Below are 24437 nucleotides of genomic sequence, written 5' to 3'. Positions count from 1 at the left end.
CCCCGCCAGGCCTCAAACCATACCTCGACGCTAGTCGATGCCGAAGTGGCTGTCACCGGGCTGTACGGCCCCGTACGGACAATCGCCGATCCCTGTCCCTCAGCCCTGAGCTGCTGCGACGGTCAACAGGCCGAGAGGCATCCGAGTAACCCCACGAACGGAGGACACATGAACATCCACACGATCACGGCCCCGCCCCCGCCGCCCGACGGCACCAGGGCCCGCGCGGCACGCCGGACGGTGCTGGCGGCGCTCGCCGCGCTGATGGCCATCGTGACCGCAGTCGTCGCCGCGCCCACCTCGGCTCAGGCCGTGTCGGTCTGGAGCGGGCGTAACCCATACGCCAGCTACTCGGGCACGGTCTGCAGTTCCTCTGGTTGGCAATGGAAGTCGGGCGAGACGACGGTCTACGACGGTGCCCGCGTTGTCGGGTTCGGCTACCTTCGCTACTCCGGGGGATGCGTGGCCAACTGGAGCGAGTTCCGGTACGCCGACGCCGCCGCCTACAACGACTACAGCGTTCAGCCCTCCGCGTGGGAGGACGGTAAGTCCGGTACCGACCAGGTGTCACCGGACCTGTGGCAGAACCCGGTCTACTCCCGCATGGTCGACGGCAGTGGTCCCGCGTGTGGAGGAGCTCAGGCCTACCGCTACCCCTCCATGCAGTGGATCAGCTGGAACTTCTTCACCTGCGCCTGACCCCCGCCAGGGGGCAAATTACGGGGATAACCCCAACAGGGTGGGGCCGGTCTCTCCGGCCCCACTCGCCCTCGCCGCGCCTGGGTGCGCAGATCGGCGATACGGCGCATCGACAGCCCAGGCAGGTAGGCGACGTAGTGACCACAGGCACGGGACGACCGCGACCGGCAGCGCCCCAGTCCAGGCGGGTTGGTCGACCAGGACCCGCCCGTGCAGGGCAACAGATGAGCGCGGCCCCGGGCCGCGTTCATCTCAAAATCTCCGCCCTTGGGCGAGTGGGTGGGCCTCGCCGGTGAGCGTCGAAAGAGCTTGAGCGACTTCATAGATATCGGCCCGCACGTAGGTGATGGTCGTGCTCGCGTCGGACCGGCCGTTGTGTCCGGCGAACGCACGGGCGACGGCGTAGCCGAAGTTCCGCTCGACCCACGTCAGGGTGGTGTGCCGGAGCCAGTGGGTACTGATCTGCTGCACTCGCACCCACGGCAGGTGTCTTCCGATCCGTTGCCACAGGTAGTCGTACCGGCGGTGAGTGATGGGCTTTCCTGATCGGTATCGAAACAGTTGGTCGGCGGGGCTTACGCTCCCGCGTTCATCGGCGAGTTCGGCGAGTCGGTTGGCCAAGGTAGGCGAGATGGGCTGCCAGCGGACAGTGTCACCCTTCTCGTGGAGGGCTACGACGGACTGCTCTGTGTCGAGGTCGGCCCGTGACAGGGCGAGCGCCCCACCACGGCGGCAAGCCGTCTCTTCGTGAAACCGCAGGAGCAGCCCGTCGAGATCGGGGTCGTTTCCTGTCGTGGCGGCAACGTCGTTGATAGAGCGGAGTTGAGCGTCTGACAGAGCGCGGCGGGTACTGGGCTGGCGGCGAGGCTTCGGGACACGCTTCGAAGGGTTGTATTCTGCAGATATGAGCCCATCGGCTACTGCGTGACTGTAGAGACATCGCAGGGCCGAGATCAGGTGCTCCGCTGCCGAGCGTCCGCCGCGCGAGTTACGTCGGAGTACCCGCCGATCTCTCGTTGCTTCGACAAGTTGTCGGATCTCCAGCGTAGTAGGTTCGGTGAGCCGCCTACTCCCCCACGCATCTCGCACCTTGTTCCAGTAGCTACCGTAGACTCGGAGACTTCCAGGCGAGACGGACTTCGACAATCGGTCGATGTATTCGTCGAAGGTCGGGCTAGATTTAGGGTTCCTAGCTACGTTGATTAGTTGCTCTGGAGAGACGCCCAACCGGGCGAGAAGGAGGCGGGCAGCTTCGATTTCAGCGCTGCCAGCGTCTCGTTCACTCATGATTGCGCCGCCTCGTCAGCCCGACCTCCCGTGTGGCCATCACGCTAGTAGCCGATCGAGAATGGACAGAAAAACTCTGCCTTGCGCGGCGTCGACGTAGGCTATCAGTCGGTCCTGTTTCTGTATGTGGAGGCGTCGACGGACCGGAGCGGGTATCCGCAGATGGCCGCGGGTTCCTATAGTTGAGTCGCCGCTGTGGTGCCGTTTAACGACCACACGACGTCCCTGGCATGCGATGTGGACTCGACAGCCCGCTGTCCAGCCAATCGCGCGTACCATTCCGCGATTGGCGAGACGGCCACTGGAGTCGATGGACGATATCATCCAGCAGGTAGAGGCCCGCCTTGCACGTCGAGCTACATCAGGAAGCGGTAGGCCACCATGAACGAGCGTCCCACCGGCACCCTCGTCATTCGACGAGAGCCAGGCCGGCCTTGACAATCCGGACATGTTCACATCTGACACAGCCAACATTCGGCCACTCCATCCGTCGCCTGAAGTTGTCGCAACAGAGCCTGAACACCACGGCCCTGAATCACCTAGAGCCCTTGCCTCTTGAGGCGACGCAACAGGGCCACCCGCAGGCTCAGGGATATGAGGTCAAGTAGCTTTGATTCCAGCACTCTGCCTCGCCCAGGAAGCCGAGCCCCTACCCAGCCCCTCAGTTCACGGACACTATTTCCTGCCGGGCACAATTATCAACAGACGCAGCTACCGTTGTCCGGATCATGAGGGAGGGGCAGCCGATCACCCTCGCCTCGAGCTTGCAGGCTCGTCTGACGGTCAGGTCACAAGTTCCAGAGCCGGCTTCGTCTCACGTTCGCCGGTAGTCGGTACCAGGCCGACAACCCGCCGACCCACCCTTCGAAAAGACCTGTTGCAACAACGGTCGGTATCGGATGGATCGCTACAGCGGTGGGTGTCCGCTCAGCCCCGTGCGTCGTCGGACGGCAGTCAGCATGGTCTCGATGTTGTGGCGGGCGCGCCGCTGGGTCGACGGCGTGGGTGAAAGTTCCTGCTGGGCGGCGGATTGTGGTGCGCCACCGGCCGTGTGCATGGCGGATCGTGACTCCGGATTTGGGTACCGCGAAGTCGTACCAGATCTCCAGCGCATCGGTAGCGCCTGCCGGGGTGCCCTCGGCATAGCCGGCCGCCTCCGGAACCCGCGAAGTGCCGGTTGAGGTTGGTGCGCAGGTTCTTCATGGCCGTGAACCCCCTACCGGAGGCCGCGCTATCTACCGATCACCCGGCCGCCGCCTGCAGCAACAAGCCCCGAGAGTCGGGTGGGCTAACGTAAGTCATGATCTCAGGAGTCGATCGTTACCTCGTCCGGCCGGGCAGGGCCTCTGATGCCGGTCAGTTGGCTGCGTTGCATGCCTCGGTGCAGGTGCCGGCGTAGGCCGACGGGTCACCGGACGCGGGTATCGCCGCCTCGGTCGAGGATCTCCTGGAGGGTCACCCTTCGGTCACGCACGACGATTTCGTGGTGACCGAGGACGTTGCCACCGGTCGGCTGGTGGCCAGTCTTGTCGGACTGCGGCAGGACTGGAGTCTTGCCGGGGTGCGGCTGCCGACCGCTCAGATCGAGTTGGTCGGCACCCTGCCGGAGCATCGCGGCAATCGGCTCACCCAGCGGCTGTTCAGCGCGGTGCACCATCGGTGTTTGATCGACGGTGTGCTGTTGCAGATGATCGAGGGAATCCCGTTCTTCTATTGGAGGTTCGGGTATGACTACGCGCTGGCCAACGACGGGGCACCCACCGTGCCCGCCACCGCGCTACCCGCAGCGGGACAAGGTCAGTCGACCGGTGGCCTGACGATGCGCCCTGCCACGATCGCCGATGCGGACGCTCTAGCCGGCATCGATCGGGCTCTTGCCGACAGCGCCAGCCTGACCTGCCCCCGAGACCAGACGATGTGGCGGTACGAGATCGCCGGACGCCGTTCGGCAGCCACCGTCCGCCGGACTGTGGCGGTCCTCGCCCGCGACACCGATGTTGTCGGGTACCTGGTCCACGGTGTCGGGCTCTCCGACTCCAGCGAGTTGATCGTTGCCGTCACGGCCGCCTGGTCGCTGTCGTGGCTGCCGGCTCGGTCATCGGCACCATCGTGGGTGGCCTGCTGCTCGGTGTGCTCCCCGACGCGGTGCTTGTGCCGTTCCTGGCTGGGTTGCTGCTTCTGTCCTCGTTCATGGTGTGGCGGCACTCCGCAGCCACGTAGCAGCACCGCCCCCCGGACGCCCGCTCATCACCCGCGGCACCCGGCCGAGGACCGAAAAACGCAGCACCACCTCCGAATCCCGACGCACCGAGTCCGACCCGGCACGGACCGGCAACGGTTGATCGGATCAAGACCGACTCTGCTCTCGTAAACGATCGTGGTCCGCGACGGTGTCGGTGACGAAAACACCGATGTCGGTGTAGCGCCGCAGCTCCCGCTGGAGTTGTCCTTCACTGAGCTTCAACGGTCGACAGAAGCAGCCGGGTACCAACATCTCCCCGCGCCGGGCTTCGGCAGCCGCCGGGAAGCTGGTCAATCAAGGTACGTGTCCAACAAGACATAGCATCGAATCCTTGACAACAGCACTATCATCTCCACATCCATGACAATCCCATCCTGAGGGCTCTGCGGCGTCCATCCGATAATGAGATTGACTTCGCTATCGGCCATCCCCTCCAGGACCTCCGCCTTACCCTGAAGATAGCCCTTTGCGATTTGGAGCTGCTCATTTAACGCAACGGCACTGTCTGCCACTAAGTCCACTGCCCAAAGATTGCCCGGCCTAGCCGAACTCCTTCTACCCATGAGCTGCTCGATCTCCTGGACAGTCAAGCTTTGACTAGCAATCCGCAAACTCACTCGCGCCCATGTCTCGCCATTCATTAGCGCTCCCTTAGATGATCGAGAACATTGCCGATTGAGTCGCTACTCGGACTTCCGTCGGGCAGCTTGACGTACACCTCACCACTGTCGAGATCGACAACAACATCGGGGTTACGTTGCGCGCCGCCGCGTGGCATCCCATTGCGCTTGACTGCGTGAATTGCATCCTTGATCTCTCGGGTCGAGTATCCAAAATTGTCCGCAATTTGCCCTGGACGAGTCGACACATTCGGACCACACGTGTTGTGGACCAGCACCGGCGTGTTGCCGGCCATCACATAGTACGTGGGAATGTCGGCGACGGTCAGGTTGTAGGCCAAGCCTCGGTGGACGGTACTCCAGTCGAGTCCGATGACGGCCACTGATGCGCCTACTGCCGGGTACAACAGGTCGCCGCGATCGAGGTTTTGGACACCCTGCCACTGCCGATCAGTCCCGTTCCAGAACGGATGGTCCTCGGTGGTGGTGAGGGTGTCGCCGCTTGCCAACCGAAGATCGACTAGCTGGTCCTCGTGAACCCACAGGTGGGTTACCTTGCGTGGCCCCTCGTTTCCCGTTTCCGGGTCGGCGGCCAGGACGATGTCGCCGACCTGGACATCCTTGATGGCTTTGCTGCTGCCGTCGGACATCAGGACTTTCGTATCACCGCTGAAGCTACACGTGACACGGAAACCCGCGAAGCCCCGCTTAGCCCAGGAGGCGACCGGCAGGAGCGTTAGAGCGGTCCAGAAGCATCCCGAGACACTGCCCTTGGTTACGCAGTCTCTGGCATCAGCATATCCGGTGATCTGTGCGATGAGTTCCGCGCCAGCGTCGACGCCTCCGGGGTCCGGGCAGCGGCTAGGGTTGTTATGGCAGAAGACTTGCCGCAGGACGTTGCCCTGCTCCCAGGAACCGAGTTGCTCAAAGGCACTCCCCTGGTATAGGAGGTTGGCGATTTTGTCGAGCGTCCAAACTTCTTTGACGCCATCCTCTACTCCAAGTGTGGCCTGTCCGATGGGCGGCTTCTTGACCGGCGGCTTCTTCTTGACTGGCGGCTTCTTGACCGGCGCGGACTTCTTCACGGGCTTGCCAGTAACCTTTATGCTGCTTTTACCTGAGGAGGTTTTGGTGACGTAGCCGCGACGTCCCTCGCCACCGTTAATGCCGTCCTCGATGAAATACAGGCCGGTGGGATCGCTGAACGAGATCGGTGAGTTGTTGGCGTAGGCGTACCCGTGCATCTGCTGCGGGTTGGCCGGGTCGATGATCGGGTCTACGGAGATGAAGCGGCCGAGGGTGGGGTCGTATTCGCGGGCGCCGAGGTGGGTGAGTCCGGTGTCGTCGGTGGTGCCGCCGACAAATCCCTTGGTGCCCAGCCAGGGCGTTGGTGCGGTGTCGCGATCTTCGCCGTAGGGCATGTTCCGGCGGCGTTCACTGGTCAACATGCTGGCGTCGATCTGGATCTGGCCGGTGCCCTGGTGGTTTGTGACCGTCCACTTCAGGCCCGTCGTGTTGCGGACCGCGTAGCCGTTGTAGTAGCGGGTGCCGGCGGGTTGGCTGCTACCGGTGGTGAGTTCGAGTTCGGTGTTGCCGAGGTACAGGGTGGTCTTGCCGGGGGCACGGGAGATAAGCCGGTTGCCGCCGGCGTCGTACAGGTAGCTGGTTGTCTGACCACCCTCGGTCAGGGTGTCCAGACGCCCTTCCGGGTCCCAGGTCAGGGTTTGGTTAGTACCTGCCTCGGTCGTGTTGGTGAGCATGTTGCCGGCGTTGTCGTAGGTGAACGAGCGGCTGGGGGTGCCGGCCTTGGGGCCGGTCGCGCTCACGCTGGTCAGCGCGTGCGGTCGGGGCTGTCCGGTGGCGGGGGTGGTGTAGGTCCAGGTGGTGTCGGTGCCGCCGGGGTGCTTGTCGATCTGGGTGAGCCGGTTACCGATGGCATCGAAGGTCCACGTCCGCCAGTACGGATCGGCGCCGGTGCGTTGCGGGATGGCGCAGTTCCAGGTTGCCTCGGTCCACGCCTCGGTCAACCGTCGCAGGTAGTCGTAGCTGAAGCACTCGACCTGGTCCCGCACGCCGTTCGTCCTACCGGCGATGACGCTGATCAGACCGTTGTCCTGATAGGCGTACTGGGTGCTGAACTTCTCGTCCCAGGTGTTAGGGGTGAGCTGGTTCTCTGTCTCGACGCGGGCGTCTAGCAGACGGCGTTCGCTGGCGCCATGCTGGGTGGTCAGCCGTATCCGCTTGTTGACGGCACCGAGGTAGGTGCGGTATGCCAGGCCGTCGTAGGCGAAGTCGACATCGGCGAGATAGGTCTGCTGGCCCGAGGCGAATGAGGTAAGCAGGCCCTGGTCGCGGTAGGTGTAGGCGAGGGTTTCGGCGGGCAGTCCACCGACACCGGGCACACTAACCGTTGCCGGCGAACCATCAACGTTGTAGGTCGACGAGGTGGTGTACGAGCCGGCGAGAGCACCATTGTTCGGGGACGCCGGGATGGTGACAGTCGAAGACAGGGGTCGGTAGCCGTGGTCGTAGGCACTGACGCTGTTGGTGTAGGCCAGCCCGTCGGTGTCGTACCGGGTTGCGCTGGTCAGCTGGCCCTTGGCGATCGTGTCGTAGGTCCATGCGGCCATGAGCGGGCCGGCGGAATGGCCCTCGCGGGCCTCGGTGCGCCGGTTGAGGCTGTCGTAGGCGTAGTACAGCCGAATGCCACGCTCGTCGGTGGTGGCCTTCACCATCCCGTTGGTGTGGTACTCGGTGGTGGTGGTGCCCGCGTCGGGATCCACAGCCTGAGTCTTACGGCCGAGCAGGTCGTAGGTGTATGTCCAGACGTTCCCGGCGGGGTCGATGACCGAAGTCAGGTCACCGCGCAGGTTGTAGCCATACAGGGTCTTGTCGTGTACACCGTTGGTGTTCGACGTATGGTATTGACGCTTCTCCACCGTCCGGCCGTGGTCGTCAAACAGGTCACGCGTCGGAAAAGAACCGGCTGGCGGTACGACCGTGGACGAGTTCCACGTGTACGAGGTGGCAGTCTTCCACTTGTACGCGTTCAACGACCAGTTCTCGGCGGCGGTCTGCCGGCCTTGCCCGTCATAGGTGAACCGAGTCTGCCGTTCGATCGCCGAGTCCGCCGCTGTCACCAGGGTGGACGTCGGCGCGGAGTCGGTGTTCCAGTACAGCGACTCCTTGACCGTCAGGCCCCGTTCATCGAACACGTTTTCGGTGATGATCCGCTTACCATCGGCGGCGGTCGCCTGGGTCTGGCGGTGTTGCAGCAAGCCGCCATAGATGTCGTACGACTCGATCTGGTTGCCGTTCGGGCCCAACGTCCGGGCTCGGACCCACGACGGGGCGGTTTGCGACAGGCTGTAGCCGTACTGCTCGTCCGGGATGCCCGTCGTGTTGCCCGGCCGGGTTACCGTCAGCAGTCGACCCAACGCGTCGTAGGTGCCGGTGGTCACCTTGTTGTTGGCGTCGGTGACGGTCAGCGGCAGCCCGCGGGCCACGTCGAAAGCGCTGGTGGCATTGTGCCCAGCCGGGTTGGTGACCGTCACCTGCGTGGTCAATCGGTCATCGTTCTCAGTGTAGGCGGTGGTAGTGGTGCGGTTCGAGGCGTCGGTGGCCGACGTGACCTGACCATGGGGGTCATAAGCCAAGTTCTGTGCGGTGACCTGCCAGCCCCCGTCCACATAGTCTTCGATCTTGGTGACGTTGCCTCGTCCGGGTGCGCCGCCGTGGGTCAATCCGTCGTAGTAGTAGCGGGTGTCGCCGAGCAGGGCGCCGGGGGTCTGTCCGCAACTGCCGGCCCGGGCGGTTTCCTGTTTGACGAAGTCGTACCGGTGGCCCGTCGGGTTGTCGGCGTAGGTGTAGGTGGTGCAGGTCTGGTCGTCGGTGGCGGGGCCACCCTCGTCGGAGACGGTCAGTGCCCGGCCGTAGGTGGAGTCGTAGCTGGTGTCGACCAGAGACCGCTGGGACCAGGCGCCATCGACCAGCTCCCACCGGATCTTCCTCTTCGTGCGGGTGATGTAGGACCTGTGGACGTTCGGCTCCGCCCAGTTGGTCGACAAGGTGCGGGTGCCGGTCGTGACAGTCCACGGGTCGTGTTTGAGGATCTGCACCACGCTGCCGCCGGCCCGGTCATAGACCCGCTCGTTGAGCAGGTGTCCGCGTCGGGACTCCGCGTCTCCGGCCGCTCCCCCGCCGACGACCGAGTCGAAGGGGGTCACCGTCACCGTCCGGGTACCTGTGTCGGTGCGGTCACCGCTAAGTCCTCGCAGGTACAGGTAGTCGACCTGGGAGCGGGTGCCTGAGGTCGGGTTACCGACCCGCACGGTGACGTTGGTGTATCCCGCCCAATCCGACCATGACCGCTTGTCCAGCGGCGCACCCCACACTGAGGCCCCGTTCTGGTGCGCCCACAGCACGTTGCTGGAGGAGTTCGCGGTGGAGTAGCTGTACTCGGTGGTGATCGGCGCTGACCCGCCGACCAGGTCGGACTCGACGACCTTGGTCACGATCCGCTTATGCCACCACGCCCACCCCGACTGCCCCGACGGGTTGGTGTAGTACTGCGGGAAGCACCGCCGCGGGTTGTTGTGCGGGACGGGGAAGGTGCCTCCGAATGCGCAGCCGGTGTCGTTGCCGGCGTAGGTGACATCGACCTGCCCACCGGTCTCGGTCCGCAGCCGCGTGATGCGGTACTTCTCGTGCGACTGCATCGTCGCGTTCGGGTCGTAGTCCGCCCGGTTCTGCGTCCTGGTCCCATACGTCAGCAGCTTCGGCAGCGTGATCGACCCGCCGGCGGTCTTACCGGTGTGCTCGATGCCTGACAGCCACAACACCGGTGACGGCGCCGACGGGAACGAGTGGTCGATCGCCCACTCGTCCACCACCGAGTACGCACCGTTCTTCAATACCTGCGTGGAGATCTTCGACACGCGGGTGCTCGACCAGAAACTCGGCGTCAGGTTGTTCGCGCACGGCGCGGCCGAACACTCCAGGTCCCACGGGGTGTCCGGCCAGTTGGCCTCGTTGCGGGTGCCACACGAGGTCGTCACGCACCGGTCGGAGTTCGTGAACACCACCCGCGCCGGCGCCGACACCGTCGACGCGTCCGACCGGTGCGTGCCGTACTCGATCCGGTTCAGATGTACCGCCCGGTGGTAGGCGGCCGTGTTCGACGCCGAGTTCCTCAACCCGGTCCGGTTCTGGTGGCGGCTGTACCAGTACGAGACCTCGTTGCCGTTGCGGTCGACGACGTAGTCAAGCATCCACCGCCAAGCCTGCTGACAGCGCGACGCAATCACCGACGAGCTGCTGAAACACGGCTCACCCGAGTGGTTCGCGTACACCGGCACGACCGCCGTGGAGTTCGTGTCTCCCTTGCCGTTAGGCATCGTGTGTCGGCCGAACCAGTACTCCGTGCCGTCGGTCGTGGTGACCTTCCAGTGCTCACCGTTGTTGTCGCTGTTAGCTCCGCCGGTCAGCAGCTCCACCTTCGACCCGTCGTCGTCCGCGAGCCGCCACTTCCCGTCACTGGCCAGCACGATCTCACTGGAGACGCCGTTGAGCATGATCTGCGCGTTCTGCTGCCGCCAGCACAGGTCCCCGGTGGACGCCAGAGCCGTCCAGTGCGGCGAGAGCACGCTCTCCGAGTCGTCCGCGCACGGCCGATATGTCCGCTCGACGAACCCCGGGTTGTAAGTCCAGCCCTCACCGAACGTCGACGGCTGCATGTTCGACCCCGCCGTCTGCCCATCCACCGCACCTGAGCTGTACCCCATCGCGATGTCCGGCATCAACTCGCCAGGCACCGGCGGCACCGGCACCGGATAGGAGTAGGTGAAGTCACCCGAGTTGCCCGAGACCGCCCAGGACGACGACGCCTTCAGGTCCGTCTTTCCGAAATCCCCCGCCTGCGACGACGAACCACTCGCCGCCAACACCATCACCTGGCCTGCTTCGACCGTCCGGGATTCGACGAGCCCCTCAATGCGAGCGTCCCGCGCCACCCTCGCCGGACCCGACAGGTCCACCTCGGCAGCGATCACACCACTCTTGCCGTCGTTGACGGCATCCAGCCACGTGACCTGACCACACGACTCCGCCTCCGGCGTGGTCAGCACGCACGCCGGCATCATCGCCAACCGCAACCGCCACGCCCAATCACCCCCATAGGCGTGCGCGAACCCCGAATAGTCCACCCGCACCTCAGCACGCCCCGACCCACCACCGTCGGTACGCTCCACCCGCATCGCCAGCGCCACACCGGCCCGCTGCGCGACCCCCCGATCGAAAACCTCAATCCGCACCTCGCCGGGCAACTCCGTCGCGTCCGCCAACGCCCGCCCCGACGACACACCCGCGACGTCGTCCACCGCCATCACCGTGACCGGCAAACCACCCGGCTTCGCCGTGCCCTGCAACCGCCGCGACCGATCCGTCGACGACGGCAAACCCACCACCGCCGACCCCGCCGAGGGCCACACCACCGGCTCACCCTCGAACACCGGCATCTCCGGCAACGGCTCCGGCTTCGTCGCCGCCTCCGACACCGGCACCGGCCGTTCCAGCCCATCCGGCTCGGCCGCCACCGCAGGGGCAGCCGCAGGAACCCACCCCACCAAGGTGGCAACCAGGACCCCCACCAGAAGAGGAGACAGGCGACGGATACGACGACGGGCCACAACGGCACGACGGTCAGCAGACACGCGAACTCCCGGGGGCAGGATGATCAACGAGGTCCGGCGAGTATCAGAGCAGCTCAGAGAGCTGTCAAGCCACGCATCAGATCAGCCGCATCCGAACCAAAGCAGTCACCACGGCAGCTATCCAACACATGCAGTTATGAGGCCGAAACACTGGGCAAGCAAGCATCTATCCGACTTATCGGACTCAACGCCCAGTCGACAGATGAGTCCTCCGACAATCTGCGCCAAGGCCGCACATACAGATTCGGCCGCAGGATGGGGCACTACCGACGTGAGCGGGTAATCGAGCACTCCGGAGCCACGGCCACGGCTTCATGCAAACGGCCGCAGCCGCACACTCCGACATTCGGACGCCCAGCAACGCTCATAACGATTGATCAGCCACTGAGCCTTCTCCAACCTGATCTTGCAGGTCAGGTTGGAAGCTTGGGGGGCCGTCGATCGATGAGGGCGAGGCTCCAGGCAAGACAGTAAGTCGACCAAACCCGATGCCTCGACCGAGAGCCTCGCCTGTGCTGCCTTACCCGTCCACGAAAACGCGAACAGCACCGTCCCGGTGTCCCCGGTAAGGACGTTGAGTGCCTCCACCCACATGCTCGGCTGCCAGTCGCGCTCCTCGTTACGGCGAATCAACGCCACCGTGGCCTCATCCCACGCCGCCATCAGCAGAAACGCGATCCCACCGGCGAACGCGATCCCGAACATCGCGCGCACCAGGCCCCCCAGCGACGACAACGGCCCAGGACCGTTGAGCCTCAGCCCGTTGATGGCGGTCGAGAACACGAAGAACAGCAGCACTACGATGATCAACACGCCGGAGACGTCGTTGTAGACGCCGTAGAACGGCTCGTCGGCCACCACGCTGGTCTCCTCGAACACCAGCGTCGCGAGCTTGCCCAACGCCCACGCGAAACCCGCCACCGCGATGTCGGCCAAGCCCTCGAACCCCGTCCGCGCGACATCCCTCGCCTGCTCAGCCACCTGACACGCCACATCGAACGTCGAGCAGGCGCTGGCGCGTAGCGACGACGAGGCAGCGATCACCTCGCGCAGCACCTCACAGCGGGACTGCTTCGCCGACCACCGGCCGGCATTCGCCGGATCCTCGCCGGCACGGTCTGCGAAACGTTCGCACCGCACCGGCCGGCCGCCGGCCGGTGGCAGTCGGTCATCGAGCACCGAGAGCACACCGTCCGGCGGTGGAGACTGCACCGTCAGCGACACCGCATCGCAGTGCTCCTGATCGACCGCGCTGACCGCCGTGCTGCACTCGGTGAGCCAGCCGGTCCCGTCCTGCCACCGCACCCACGGCAGGCACCAATTGACCTGGGGATACACCTCCTCCCCTGCCGCTGGCCGCTCCACTGACGGCGTCGGGCACCACTCCTGCGACGAGGAGGGCTGAGGAGTCGGCACCGCTGCGGCACTGTCCGGCAGGACCACGCCGCCGGCCGCGAGGACGATCGCGACGAGCACCTGGCTGAGCCGCGGCATGATGCTCACACCGTCCCCGGCACCCACGACCGGGGGCTCAGCACGTCGGCCAAGGGCCGCATGTCACGAGGCCCGCCGTCGCGTTGTGTCCCGCGCAGGTCCGGGGGCGGTACCGGCACCGGCCGCTGCACCGCCACGATCCCCCACCGGCCGCCGCCCCACCGCAGCCGCAGTTCCTGGAGATACCAGCCGCCCGCCAAGCCACCCGCCGGATCGACGGCACCTCCACCGATCGCGGCGCCGCTGAGCGCGCACACCAGCAGGCGCACATCCACCTCGGCCCCGTCCGGAAGGACCTCGTCCAGATCGTCGTTCGGCACCCAGACGCGGGCGACCACCGTCTGGACGATGGTCACCCCGGTCGCCGGTGTCGGCGCCTCGCCGACCAACTCCGCACCCGAGACACCGTCGGCCATCACGTTCCCGATCACCGACCGGCGGGCGGCATCCGACTGGGTGACGGCCACCGACAGGCTCACCACGTACGCCGCGGCGGCGTCACCACCACCTCGGGCCGTACCGGCAAAGCCGACCGGCACCCCGCCGGAGACCCGCACACCCAGCGGCGGTGACTGCTGCGGTACCGAGGGTGCGCTGACCCATCCGACGGCGAACGCCACCACGGCCACGGCCGCGATCGGCAGCACCAGGCGGTGCCCGCGACGGGCAGCAGTGGACTTGTACGGCACCTCACGCATACCAGCCACCCCCGTCAGATTTCGAGGAGGAGGAAGCTGACGATGCTCGTGACCGACCCGATCACGATCGCGACGAGCCCGGCCTTCCACATCATCGACTTGCCCCGGTCAGAGATGATGTGCGCGCCGAAGATCGGCCCCACCCCGAAGGCGATCGCACCTGCGACGAGACCCGCTACCGCAGCCACCACCCCGAGGAACAGGGACGCGTTGACCAGCGTGTAGAACAGGTCTGCACGCGGAACCGCGCCAGGATCGGGACGGATACGGTCGAAGTCGAATCCCCCACCGCTCGGTGCGGGCGTCGGGTCCGGCGCAGCCAGAATGCCCATCACCGCCGGCGCCCGCACCGTCAGCACCGCTGCCATCCATTGCAGGATCACGGCTTGCTCCCCCCGTCGGTTGCCGCCTCGTCGGTGGCGCCCGGCGCCGCGAGGTCGACGGGGCAGCGGTCCACGACCGCCGTCGCTGCCTCGACCAACGCCGACCGCGTCGCCTTACTCATCGACCGGGGATCCAGCGCCTGCGGCCGGGCCAACACTGGGTCGAACGGCACGCGCACCAGATGCGCCGCCGCCTTCGCCGCCAACTGCTGCACCGCACGCACCTCACGTGCCACCGACGGCGCCGTCGCCATCACGACCACCACCGTCCGATCCACGGTCTCGTGCAGACCCACCGCCTTCATGTGGGCCAGCAGCCGCATCGTGTGCTGCAACGAATCCACCGTCGCCCTGCTCACCACCACCGGCACCGTGGCCCACGCCAACGCCCTCCACACCGGTGCCACCGCCGCCGGCGCAAGATCGAGCACCGCCAGCGAATAGACCGACCGCAGGTGCCCGATGACACCGAACAACTCCAGCCAGGACGGCGGACGCCGCTGCGTCGACATCGCGCTCTCACCCACCAGCACCCGCAGACCCGTGGGCCCGAGCTGCGTCAGGCGCTCCACCACCGGCGGCCTGGCCAGCGCATCACCCGCACACACGGCATCCCAGACCGTCGCCGCGCTACGCCGGGCCACCCGATGCTCCAAGCCACCCCAGGCGCGCAGATTCGCGTCGACCCCGATCACCGGACCCGGAACCGCCAAGGCCAGGACACCCCCCAGCGCGGCAGCCAACGTCGAGCGCCCCACCCCACCATCAGCGGACGACACACTGACCAGCGGACAGCCCGGCCGCAGCCTGGCTGCACCCGTCCACAGGGACTCCACCGTGGAACCAGTTCCGAACTCACGAGGAATCTGCGGCGCCTCCGACCGGCGCCCCTTCCACCAGAGACCTTGAGTCGGTAGCGGCATCGGCCGCTCTTCGATGGCAGACGGCGCCCGCACAATGGCGACGTCGGCCAGTTGCGGGTGTCCCGCCTCGCGGACCCGGAACGCCGCTGTCGGCAGTCCCCGATCCGCGAGGCGGTCGGGCCCGCCAGCCGATGCGATCAGCATGTCGCCTCCCCGAAGCGAGTCGCACAGCACCCACCGCGTCGACATCCCGTCGACCCGGTCAGTCCCCCGTCACTGTCACGACCTGTTCGCTGTGCATCACAAGCAGGCCCTCGCGGTAGCGGCACCCCAGCCGGCAACCCGCTGCCGCAGCAGATCAGAGCCCATCTGGATAGCGACAGCCCGATCCGCTACGCTCCAACCAACCGCAGTTACGGTCACTCGCAACCGCAGTTGCTGGAACACGGAGAGCTAAGCACGACTCAGCGACAGGCGTCAACTACAGATCGAAAACTAGCCAACTGTAGTTGCACTTGGGGGATGCCATGACGTCACCACACGACACTCCACCCGCGACAGCCAGCCCCAACCTGCTCCACACCAGGCTGCGCGAACTCTTCAACAACGCACCCGAAGGACGAGGCCCCTACACCGAAACCGAGGTGGCCAAAGCCCTCACCGCCGCAGGCGACCGCATCACCGCCGAAGGCATCAAGAGCCTTCTCCGCTCACCGAACCCCAACCCGAAGGCCAAGACCCTCCAGGCCCTCGCGAAGTTCTTCGGCGTACCCGCCGGATACCTCCTCGGCGACCAAGACGACGCCAACGAGCAGAGCCGCGACGTACGGGTCATGACCCGCTCCATCACCAGACTCTCCCCCGCCTCACGCGCAGGACTCGCCGAAATCATCGACAACCTCCTACGCGTCGAAGAAGCCGCCCGCTCGGGACAAACCCAACACCCACCGACCTCAGGATCCGAACACCCCTGACCCGTTGCCTGTAACCACAGCGGCACGTACCGTACGGGCACTGCTGGTCAGAGCGGCTCCCCCCGTGGCCGCTCTGACCAGCAATGCGCCCGCCGTGCTACGCATCGGCGCGGCCGACACGCTCTATGGCCGCCAGCCGCTATTGACTCCCCCGCCGACGCGATCGCTCGAAAGGCCGTCGGCCCGGCCCGCGACCGCCAATACGCCGGCCGACCTGTCGAACCATCGCTTCGGTTTCGCCGTCCTCGACGACCGCAACAGGTATCCCCGCCAGTTCGTGTCGAAGGTGGCTAGGCCATGGCCGCCTCAAGCTCTACGTAGCGGTAGTAGCTCTCGGCGTCCTCCAAGGTCCGGACCGTGCTCAGGAAGCGCCGCCACTCGGCCTCTCCAGCAGCGCCGAGATGGCTGGTGGCGCGGTGGAGATCGACAGCGTGCTGCAACATGTCTCCAGCGGTACGGCACTGCTTGTTCGCTGCCCAGTTCGTCAGCGTCTGCTCCAGCAGCTCGGTGTCGAGCAGGGGTCCGTAGGGGATGACCGCCAGACGAGTCACGTACTCGGCTTGCCTCCATCCACCCGCTTCGGCGAGGAGCAGAGGAACGTGGCGCACGAAGAACTGATGCGGCTTTCGCGCCATCACGGTTGCGCAGTTATCCGAGCCGAGCCGGTCGACGGCGCCCTGAAGACGGGGTAGGCGCTGACGTGCCAGGTCGACCCATGCCATGGCGAGCACCTCGGCGCGGGCATCCGGTAGTGCCTCGTGGCCCGTCGGTGCCAGGCCATCGACGAGCCCGTCTAGGCGTTCGGCGATCGGCTCGCTGATCTGTTCCCGTGCGGGGACGACCTCAATTTCGGCGCACTGGCCGGAGCCTGGCACGGGTGACCCCGCGCGTGCGGGGACGACAGCCCCCACGGGTCCCGGTAGACCTCTCCGCCCGGGTGACCCCCGCGCGTGCGGGGGCGACAGGTCCTTCGTGCCGCCTCCGCATCGCTCGCAGGGGTGACCCCCGCGCGTGCGGGAACGACTGACGCCGCACTGGGCGATCACGATGGTGTTCAGGGTGACCCCCGCGCGTGCGGGGACGACGACCTGCCGGATCTGCTGCCCGGCGACCGGTGGGGGTGACCCCCGCGCGTGCGGGGACGACACGATGGCGGTCCGGACCGCGTGGATGCCGTACGGGTGACCCCCGCGTGCGGGGACGACGACATCGACCTGATGCAGTGGAACGCCGCGAACGGGTGACCCCCGCGCGTGCGGGGACGACCCATCGGACAGCCGGCGCCTGGCTGCCGAGAAGGGGTGACCCCCGCGCGTGCAGGGACGACGACGGGCACCGCGCCCTCACCCACACCGCCCTGGGGTGACCCCTGCGCGTGCGGGGACGACTGGGCGAGCATCGCGGCCTTCCGGCGCCACCGGGGGTGACCCCCGCGCGTGCAGGGACGACGAGCTGGTGCGTGACCCCTCCCGGTAACCGGAGGGGTGACCCCCGCGCGTGCGGGGACGACGGCACCAGCGACCACAGGACGGCGCCCGGCCAGGGGTGACCCCCGCGCGTGCGGGGACGACAAGGCCTCGACGACCGTTGAGTCCTCGGGTCGGGGGTGACCCCCGCGCGTGCGGGGACGACGCCACCATCGACGGCGCGGAGCAGCCCACGGACGGGTGACCCCCGCGCGTGCGGGGACGACGGACCTCCTGTTCAGGCGTGTGCGGGTGTGCCGGGGTGACCCCCGCGCGTGCGGGGACGACGACCTCACCGGCGGCCGACGGTCCCAGGCGTCGGGGTGACCCCCGCGCGTGCGGGGACGACGCCACAATCGCGATGATCACCAGCCCGATCGGGGGGTGACCCCCGCGCGTGCGGGGACGACCGGAGGTGCTGCTCAAGCAGGAGCCGACCTGCCGGGTGACCCCCGCGCGTGCGGGGACGACGGGAGCACGTCGACCCCGACGGCGAGGCCCAGGGGGTGACCCCCGCGCGTGCGGGGACGACTCCTGCGCCGCAGGCGGCGTGGTCGGGGTGGCCGGGTGACCCCCGCGCGTGCGGGGACGACCCGTAGATGCAGTCGATCGACATGACGTCGGACGGGTGACCCCCGCGCGTGCGGGGACGACACTTGCTGACCTGGGGTTTTATCGCCGAGGTCGGGCAGCCAGCATTAGTCCGTCGAGGTCGACTGGCATCCAGCGGTCTCGGCCTGCGGTGCGGATTGCCCATCCTTGTTCGTTCTGGGCGGGCTCGACCATGACGGCTTGTCCGTCCTCTACTCGGGTGGCGAGCAGGGTCCAGAGACGGTCTCGTACGCGGGCGCTGGGGTTGCCGACGAAGACGCCTGCGGCGATTTCGATCATCCAGCGGGTGAGGTGTCCGCGAAGTCCTTCGGGTACGGCGATGAGGACGACGACAGTCAAAAGTCCACCTTGGGTTCTGCCACATCCGGGCCGGTCACCCCGACGAACGATGTTTCGTCGAACCCGCCGGCGAATTCGTCAGCCCAGTTGATGCCGCCCGGCACGGTGCCGTGCTCGTCGTCCCACAGTTCGTGGGCGTCTTCGATGGGTTCCTCGGTGTCTGCGTCGAGGAGCAGGGTCTTGATGTCGCGGACGATCCTGCTCATCAGTTTGCCTTCCGCGATGCGGTCGCGGAAGGTGGTGCGGGCATCGCGTTCGGTGGTGAGTCCACGGGCGGCGAGGTCGAATGCGATCGGGATCGTGTACTCGGCCTTGTAGAGATCGGCGATGTCGAGAACGAACGAGGTGGCGCCGCCGGTGTGAACAAACCCGAGGGCGGGGCTGGCACCGAGGCCGACGACCGCGGCATGGCAGATGCCGTATAGGCAGCTGTGTCCGGCGGACAGGAGCCGGTTGACGTCGTCGCCTGCTTCGAAGGGTTGGCCGGTCTTGTAGAGGCGGCCGTCCCACGGCACGCCGGTGCGCGTGGCGTGGAGACGGTAGATCTTCTTGACGCGAGCACCTTCGCGTCCGCGTAGTTGTTGCATGTTCAGGGTGCTGACGTCTTCGTCAGGGAATCGCATGCCATACATGCGCCGGGCGACGGCGAGGCGTTCTTTGGTGCGGGTGACCAGGTATGCCTGGCGGAGCAGGAGTTGGGATCCCCGGCTGGGGCCGATACCGCTGGCGTAGAGCCGTACTCCGCGTTCGCCGACCCAGCAGATGGCGGTGCCGGAGTCGGCGAGAAGGCGCACGGCGGCGGTGGTGATGCGGGTGCCGGGGCCAAGGAGCAGGGTGGCGACCATCGCGGCCGGCACGCGGATAGTGCGTTCCCTGTTGACCAGGACGACCGCGTTGTCAGCGCGATCGACGTGGCAGCGTTCGACGTAGACGCTGGACAGGCGGTCGCTGATGCGGTGCAGGTCCTTGGGGTCGGCCAGCCACCACATGTCAGGACTCGCTTGGAGTTGGTGGGGCGAGGGTCAGCAGCCCGAACCCGTATGCCTTGCCGGTGCCGATCCCGCCAAGCAACGCCTGACGCGCCTGGTCGGTGTCGTCGATGTGCAGGATGCCGTCGAAGGTGACGCTTTCCAGGATGACCTGCGTTCCCTCTTTGGCACCGTGCTTGCGGAAGCGGAGTGGTTGCCGGTCGCTGGCGCGCACGGCGGGAACCTCGTTGTCGTTGACCAGATCGGTGGGGATGGTGCAGCCGGATCGGGCCAGCTTGTCGACGAGCCAGGTCATCTGGTCGGCTAGCTTGCGGTGGGCGACGCGTACGCCTCGGGGGCGTTCACCGGCGAGGTGAAGCGTTTGAGCCTTGGACGGGGCGGTGGGCTTTTTCGTGCTGATGGTGGGGTTGGCTTTCAGGCGGAACGCGAAACGGCGGCCTCGCTGGAGTTGGGCGAGCAACGGTTCATACGACCTGGTGAGGGCCTGCGGTTCGTCGGCGGATGGCCAGCCGGCTTGTTCGATGAGATGTTCCCAGGACGGGATGGACTGGGTCAGTACCAGTAGGGCATGTTGGTGACGGTGGGGTGTTTCCAGCCGCCACAGCACCCGTTCGTCGACGGGTTGGCGGCTGAGGCCGCCAAGGACGGCGGCGTGCAGGGTCTGCGGGTTGTGCAGCATCTGCTGGGTGCGGGTACGCAGCGGGTTGAGCAGGATGCGGGACAGGTACGGCATGCGGCTACCACCCGAGGAGCGCGAAGGGGTCGTGGGGTTCGTCGTTTGGTGAGTTGCTGCCTGACCAGCCGGTAGGCAGCCGGACCCAGTCCTGCCGGACACGGCGAGTGTCGAAGCCGCGGCGCAGGGGGTCGAACGAGCGGGGCAGGTCGACACGGACGTCTGTGCCGGCGGTGTCATCGACGGTGGCAGGCAGCGCCACGGTTGCCGGACGGTCGAAGCGTCGGGCGATGTCGTTGCGGTGGTGGTCGCTGGCCTGCCACGGAATCTGGGCGAGGACGTCGCCGGGGCTGCCGTCCCAGATGTCGGCATTTGCCGTGTCCTCCTCCTGTTGCAGGAGCAGCGGGAGGGCTGGTGGGCAGGATCTGCGTCCGAGTGCAAGGGGGAACGCGGGGCGGCGCAGTGCGTCGGCGAGGGTGCGCAGCAGGTCCGGCGGGCCACCGATAGCGGCGACGAACACCGCGTCCTGAAGATAGAACCGCTGGGTGACGTGGGTGTACTTCGGCGGTGAGGTGAGCTTCTGGCGGCCCTTGGCGTTCACGGACGCAGACAACAACGGACGTCCGAGCGGGTCGCTGACCGTGTGGTAGTCACGCAACAGACTGCCGGGCTGGTCGGTACGCACACCCAGGGCGAGCGTGAGTAGATTCTCAATCGGATCCTGTCGGCGGAGGCCCTGCGCTGCCGCGAGCAGTCCCAGGATTCCGCTCTTGGTGGGCTCGTCGAGGGTGTCGCGGCGGTTGAACTCGCCGCGTCCGCCCCACGACTGCAGCGGCCCAGCGAGCCGCAACACCAGGCTGACCGCGGGCGCGGTCATCGGACCTCCGTGAAGCGGGCACGCACCGCGGACACGGTCGCGTCGATGGCCTCCGGCAGCCCGCTGGGCTGCCCGAGCCACCGCGTCAGGAGGTCACTGTTCTTCTCCTGCTCTTCGCTTCGCTTTGCAGCGGCCTCCGCGAGGGCGATGTCGTAGACACTGGCCACCGACAGCGGTGTGATGTCCCACTTCTCGCTGGAGAACCTCAGTTGCTCGGCGAGGCGGACGGCGGCGTGGGCGGCGATGCCGTCCTTGCTGCGGATGGGTTTCTCGAACGCGGACACACAGTTGACCGGCTGGTCATCGCGGACGGCGAAGGTGACCACAGTGGGCAGGGTGCGATGGGCGAACGTGTTCTGGTGGCCGGTCGGCATCGATCTCACGAACGCCTGCAGGAACGCGCGGGTGGCGTCCTCGGTGGCGGCGATGTCGTTGCCGAGGTTAGCGGACAGTTGTACGACGTTGAGCGTGGCATACCGGTAGAGAGTGGCGGACGTGAACTCCACCGTGCCGATCATCGCGGCGCCAGCGTCTTCGTCTGCGGGCTTCTCGTCGTCGACGGCGGTGAAGTAGTCGAACTCGATCTCGACCGGGTGAACCGACAGGGCGTGAGCGACCTGCGCGGCGGCATCAACGTTGAGGGCGTTGATGTCGGCGACCATCCGGCCGAACAATGCCACATCGATCGGGTGACCGACCCTCAACTGCTCCCGGACGGGCAGGTCCGCGACTGTCTTACTGAGCGCATCGTCGGCCAATGCGGCCAACTCCGCAGCCCGGTCGGCGACCAGACCGATGATCGCGTCGAGCTGGCTGACACCGAAGAACAGCAGGTAGGCGCTCTCGGATTCCTTCTTGCCCGGCGTGACCTTCAGGTCATGTGCGAGCAACGCGTTGGCCAGCCGCGTCGCAGCCTCGTGATCAAGCCCGGTACGCGCGGCCAACCGCGCGGCCAGCAGCGTGGACACCCGCTTCGTGCGGGTGCCGAGCCGGCTCGGGTCGATGTCGGGCTGCTTCTTGAACTCCTTCCGGGTGGCTCGTTTCCACGCCTGCGACGACACCCTCGCCCGCCGCGCGCCACCGTAAATGGCCTGCTTCGGGCTACCCGCGTCGTCACGGTTGAGGTTCGACGGCGGCACCGTCTGCAAGACGTGCACATCAATATAGGTACGGCGGTCACTCATAAGTTCTCCTCAAAGAATCCAACGAACAGTTTCAGGAAGGGACGGAAGGCCGCACCGGTCAGGCAGACGGACTGTCCGGGGGAGGCTCGGCTTGGTCGCGGTGGGTAAAGTACTGGGATCCCCACCGTCGGCGTACCGCGTGGGCTTTGTCGTCGTCCTGCCAGTCACGCAGGTCAAACAGCAGTGACGTGTAGTCCATCGGTTGACGGATTCCTCGCAGTTGGGCCACCAGCCCACGCAGATGCAGCGTCACCTCGATGAAGCTCGTCGCGGTTGCAGCAGCGGCGAACCGCCGATCGACCGCGTCGGCGCTGAACTTCCCGCTGATCCGCAAGGTGCTCATGGCGGTCCCGAGCCCTACCCCGAGATGGTGCATCAATGTCGGCTGGGACTGCTGATGCACCGCAAACAATCCGAGCGCAGCGTGCTCGGCGTGCAACTCCTGACTGACATACCCGTTCGCCCGCAGCCGGGTGTAGTACGGCCAAAGAGCAGGTACGTCACCGGCGCCGCGACCGAGTCCGCTGCGTAACGCAGCCAAGTCTCGGCCGTCCGGCGTCGCGCCCCGGAATTTCTTCTCCCAAAAGAATTGACGCCGTGCAGGCGCCGACGGATCGCTGGTCGTGCTCATACATGCCTTTCTCGACCAAGAAGGTCAGATTCAGGGCTGGCTACCCAAGATCCTGCGGACAGTCCTGCGATACGACGATTCCGCCGTGCTCGCCCGCAGCATCGGCTTCGTGTCCTTGCCGTCGAACTTCTTGTCCCTGCTCTTGTGACCGAAGAAGGCTGTCGGAGGCGTGGCGGCCAGTACGCGTTCACCGGCCGCGAACGCCAGTTCCTGTGCAGCCTGCCGCCACGCGTCCTCGGCTTCTTCCCACCGCTGCGGCTGCCGCTGCAATCCCGCCAACAGCCGTCGCACCACCTGGGAGAACTCGAACATCAGTCCGTCGCCGAGCCGTTGTCCCTTGTCCCACGGCAACGCCTCACCGCCGGCAGCCTGACGGAGGTCATCGCCGAGACGGTTCGCCGCACGGCGTAGTTCCTCCGCCTGCACGACCACCGTCTCCACGACCTGCCGCACGTCGCTGTCCGGGTCTAAGGCCGTCAACGGCAGCGGCACCACGTCGGCGATCACGTCCTCAACAACAGCGGATTGATTGCCATACGCCACCCCGACGGTCAGCACCTGCACCGGCGCATCCGCCGGGATGTGCCCGTTCATCCTCAGCTGGTGAAGCTGTACCAACAGGTTGCTGCTGAAGACCTTCGTGCCGCTGCTCGGTATCGTCGCCAGTAGCGACTCCAGGCCGCGCCACGCCTCCCGACCCAGCACATGCCGGACCGGCATTACCGACGGCTGATTCGCTTTCGGCTTGTCCACCTGCCGCCACGCGGTATGGGGCTCGACATCCTGCGGCACCCGCAGAAGCCGATCACCCGCCGTCAGCACCGCCCGGCGCACCACCACGTCCCCGCCAGCCGTACGTTCAGGAATCAGCCGCACCCGACGTGACTGCCACGTCAGCAAATCCAGCAGGCCACGTGCACCGCGTGTCTCCCACACTCCCGTAGGACGAGGCTCGCGCCGCCACTGCGGCACATCGTCCGTCGGCGGGTGCCGCACGATCGGAGTGTTCAGCAGAATGGTCTCCGCAAGGTTGCGTCCCAACGGCACCACGATGCCCAACGCACCGCACGGCCCGGTCGGGTTGCCCGTGGTCTTGCCCGCCGCGCCGGCCTGGGGGTCATCGGCCGCACCCGACTTGATCGCCGCAGTGTCCCAGCACTGCGCGGCCAGCATCGCCCTCACCGCCTCTGCAGGACTCAAAGGTGGCGGGTTCGCCTCTGTGCGCGAGGTGAACATCGGCACGTTGTTCCCGGTCGCTATCGCCGCCACCAGCAGCGACACCGGCTTGGTCTCGTCCTTACGCGTACGTAACCCCGCAACCTGTCCAAAAGGGCGAGGACCGAACAAGTCAAACAAGGACCGGCGGGACGTCAGATAACCCTTGATCTGCGCCGACGGCAATGCGCCCTCCATCCACCGCTGGCGCCACTCCTCCTCACTACGCGGCACGCCACACGCATCGATGTAAGCGGGCAACAGCACCTGACGTAGTACCGCGGCGACCTCAAGCGGGTTCGCCAGTCCAAGCGCATCGATCTCGTGCGCTCTGGTCAACACGTCAGCCAGGGACCATACCTGCGGAGCGGGCGGAAAGCTGCCGTGATCGGGCTGCCCGGTCGGTGGACCGTCCCGCTGCGCGACGACAGGTATCCACGCGTCGTCCGTCAAATTGAAGGACGGGTTGTCCATCAGCACT

General features: G+C 66.5%; 17 protein-coding genes, 2 pseudogenes and 1 CRISPR repeat array. Of the genes and pseudogenes, 4 read left to right on the top strand and 15 right to left on the bottom strand.

The window, feature by feature from the left end; translation table 11 throughout:
• The first annotated feature begins 168 nt into the window (after nucleotides 1-168).
• On the top strand, nucleotides 169-699 hold the full coding sequence (locus ACFYTT_RS24110; protein ID WP_387262423.1) for a DUF2690 domain-containing protein: 531 nt from the start codon (nucleotides 169-171) through the stop codon (nucleotides 697-699).
• Between the two features lie 89 nt (nucleotides 700-788).
• Here ACFYTT_RS24110 and ACFYTT_RS24105 read toward each other — a convergent pair.
• A pseudogene (locus ACFYTT_RS24105) lies at nucleotides 789-918 on the bottom strand (IS110 family transposase); the annotation flags it as partial.
• Nucleotides 919-951: 33 nt separating this feature from the next.
• Nucleotides 952-1986, bottom strand: a complete 1035-nt coding sequence (locus ACFYTT_RS24100) for a tyrosine-type recombinase/integrase (RefSeq protein WP_387262420.1) — start codon at nucleotides 1984-1986, stop codon at nucleotides 952-954.
• A 1300-nt stretch (nucleotides 1987-3286) separates the two neighbouring features.
• On the opposite strand from ACFYTT_RS24100, the pseudogene ACFYTT_RS24095 reads away from it, so the two are divergent.
• Nucleotides 3287-4039: pseudogene (locus ACFYTT_RS24095) on the top strand (GNAT family N-acetyltransferase); the annotation flags it as partial.
• A gap of 26 nt (nucleotides 4040-4065) precedes the next feature.
• Nucleotides 4066-4206, top strand: a complete 141-nt coding sequence (locus tag ACFYTT_RS24090; protein ID WP_387262504.1) for a hypothetical protein — start codon at nucleotides 4066-4068, stop codon at nucleotides 4204-4206.
• A gap of 662 nt (nucleotides 4207-4868) precedes the next feature.
• Here ACFYTT_RS24090 and ACFYTT_RS24085 read toward each other — a convergent pair.
• The 5 genes from ACFYTT_RS24085 to ACFYTT_RS24065 all read right to left on the bottom strand — a co-directional run bounded on the left by ACFYTT_RS24085 (nucleotide 4869) and on the right by ACFYTT_RS24065 (nucleotide 15200).
• Nucleotides 4869-11498, bottom strand: a complete 6630-nt coding sequence (locus tag ACFYTT_RS24085) for an RHS repeat-associated core domain-containing protein (protein WP_387262495.1) — start codon at nucleotides 11496-11498, stop codon at nucleotides 4869-4871.
• 372 nt (nucleotides 11499-11870) lie between these two features.
• Nucleotides 11871-13061 (bottom strand): hypothetical protein, encoded by a 1191-nt coding sequence (locus tag ACFYTT_RS24080; RefSeq protein ID WP_387262417.1) that lies wholly within the window; start codon nucleotides 13059-13061, stop codon nucleotides 11871-11873.
• Nucleotides 13058-13750 (bottom strand): hypothetical protein, encoded by a 693-nt coding sequence (locus ACFYTT_RS24075; RefSeq protein ID WP_387262414.1) that lies wholly within the window; start codon nucleotides 13748-13750, stop codon nucleotides 13058-13060. Before ACFYTT_RS24075 ends, ACFYTT_RS24080 begins: the two co-directional genes overlap by 4 nt.
• A gap of 14 nt (nucleotides 13751-13764) precedes the next feature.
• A complete protein-coding gene (locus ACFYTT_RS24070) occupies nucleotides 13765-14133 on the bottom strand; it encodes a hypothetical protein (RefSeq protein WP_387262413.1) in 369 nt (122 codons plus the stop codon).
• A complete protein-coding gene (locus ACFYTT_RS24065; RefSeq protein ID WP_387262410.1) occupies nucleotides 14130-15200 on the bottom strand; it encodes a MinD/ParA family protein in 1071 nt (356 codons plus the stop codon). Before ACFYTT_RS24065 ends, ACFYTT_RS24070 begins: the two co-directional genes overlap by 4 nt.
• Before the next feature lie 323 nt (nucleotides 15201-15523).
• Between ACFYTT_RS24065 and ACFYTT_RS24060 the strand changes: the two genes are divergently transcribed.
• Complete coding sequence (locus ACFYTT_RS24060) at nucleotides 15524-15970, top strand: hypothetical protein (RefSeq protein ID WP_387262407.1); 447 nt, start codon at nucleotides 15524-15526, stop codon at nucleotides 15968-15970.
• Nucleotides 15971-16260: 290 nt separating this feature from the next.
• Here ACFYTT_RS24060 and ACFYTT_RS24055 read toward each other — a convergent pair whose 3' ends face one another.
• The 8 genes from ACFYTT_RS24055 to casA all read right to left on the bottom strand — a co-directional run bounded on the left by ACFYTT_RS24055 (nucleotide 16261) and on the right by casA (nucleotide 24430).
• On the bottom strand, nucleotides 16261-16692 hold the full coding sequence (locus tag ACFYTT_RS24055) for a hypothetical protein (RefSeq protein ID WP_387262404.1): 432 nt from the start codon (nucleotides 16690-16692) through the stop codon (nucleotides 16261-16263).
• Between the two features lie 92 nt (nucleotides 16693-16784).
• A CRISPR array of direct repeats spans nucleotides 16785-18090; the repeat unit is 28 nt; unit sequence GGGTGACCCCCGCGCGTGCGGGGACGAC.
• 18 nt (nucleotides 18091-18108) lie between these two features.
• Nucleotides 18109-18387, bottom strand: coding sequence for a type I-E CRISPR-associated endoribonuclease Cas2e (gene cas2e, locus ACFYTT_RS24050; protein WP_387262401.1), 279 nt, complete (start codon nucleotides 18385-18387; stop codon nucleotides 18109-18111).
• Complete coding sequence (gene cas1e / locus ACFYTT_RS24045) at nucleotides 18384-19376, bottom strand: type I-E CRISPR-associated endonuclease Cas1e (RefSeq protein WP_387262399.1); 993 nt, start codon at nucleotides 19374-19376, stop codon at nucleotides 18384-18386. The genes cas2e and cas1e overlap by 4 nt, the downstream gene beginning before the upstream one ends.
• Before the next feature lies 1 nt (nucleotide 19377).
• Nucleotides 19378-20109: a type I-E CRISPR-associated protein Cas6/Cse3/CasE gene (gene cas6e, locus ACFYTT_RS24040; RefSeq protein ID WP_387262397.1), complete on the bottom strand. Its 732-nt coding sequence runs from the start codon at nucleotides 20107-20109 to the stop codon at nucleotides 19378-19380.
• Between the two features lie 4 nt (nucleotides 20110-20113).
• Nucleotides 20114-20926 (bottom strand): type I-E CRISPR-associated protein Cas5/CasD, encoded by an 813-nt coding sequence (gene cas5e / locus ACFYTT_RS24035; RefSeq protein ID WP_387262395.1) that lies wholly within the window; start codon nucleotides 20924-20926, stop codon nucleotides 20114-20116.
• Nucleotides 20923-22110 (bottom strand): type I-E CRISPR-associated protein Cas7/Cse4/CasC, encoded by a 1188-nt coding sequence (gene cas7e, locus ACFYTT_RS24030; RefSeq protein WP_387262392.1) that lies wholly within the window; start codon nucleotides 22108-22110, stop codon nucleotides 20923-20925. The genes cas5e and cas7e overlap by 4 nt, the downstream gene beginning before the upstream one ends.
• A 58-nt stretch (nucleotides 22111-22168) precedes the next feature.
• Nucleotides 22169-22741, bottom strand: a complete 573-nt coding sequence (gene casB, locus ACFYTT_RS24025) for a type I-E CRISPR-associated protein Cse2/CasB (RefSeq protein ID WP_387262389.1) — start codon at nucleotides 22739-22741, stop codon at nucleotides 22169-22171.
• Between the two features lie 30 nt (nucleotides 22742-22771).
• Nucleotides 22772-24430, bottom strand: coding sequence for a type I-E CRISPR-associated protein Cse1/CasA (gene casA, locus ACFYTT_RS24020; protein ID WP_387262493.1), 1659 nt, complete (start codon nucleotides 24428-24430; stop codon nucleotides 22772-22774).
• Nucleotides 24431-24437: the final 7 nt, after the last annotated feature.

The sequence above is a fragment of the Micromonospora sp. NPDC003816 genome, assembly GCF_042874705.1.
In the GTDB taxonomy this organism is placed as follows: domain Bacteria; phylum Actinomycetota; class Actinomycetes; order Mycobacteriales; family Micromonosporaceae; genus Micromonospora.
This window is presented reverse-complemented; position numbering and strand designations above follow the sequence as displayed.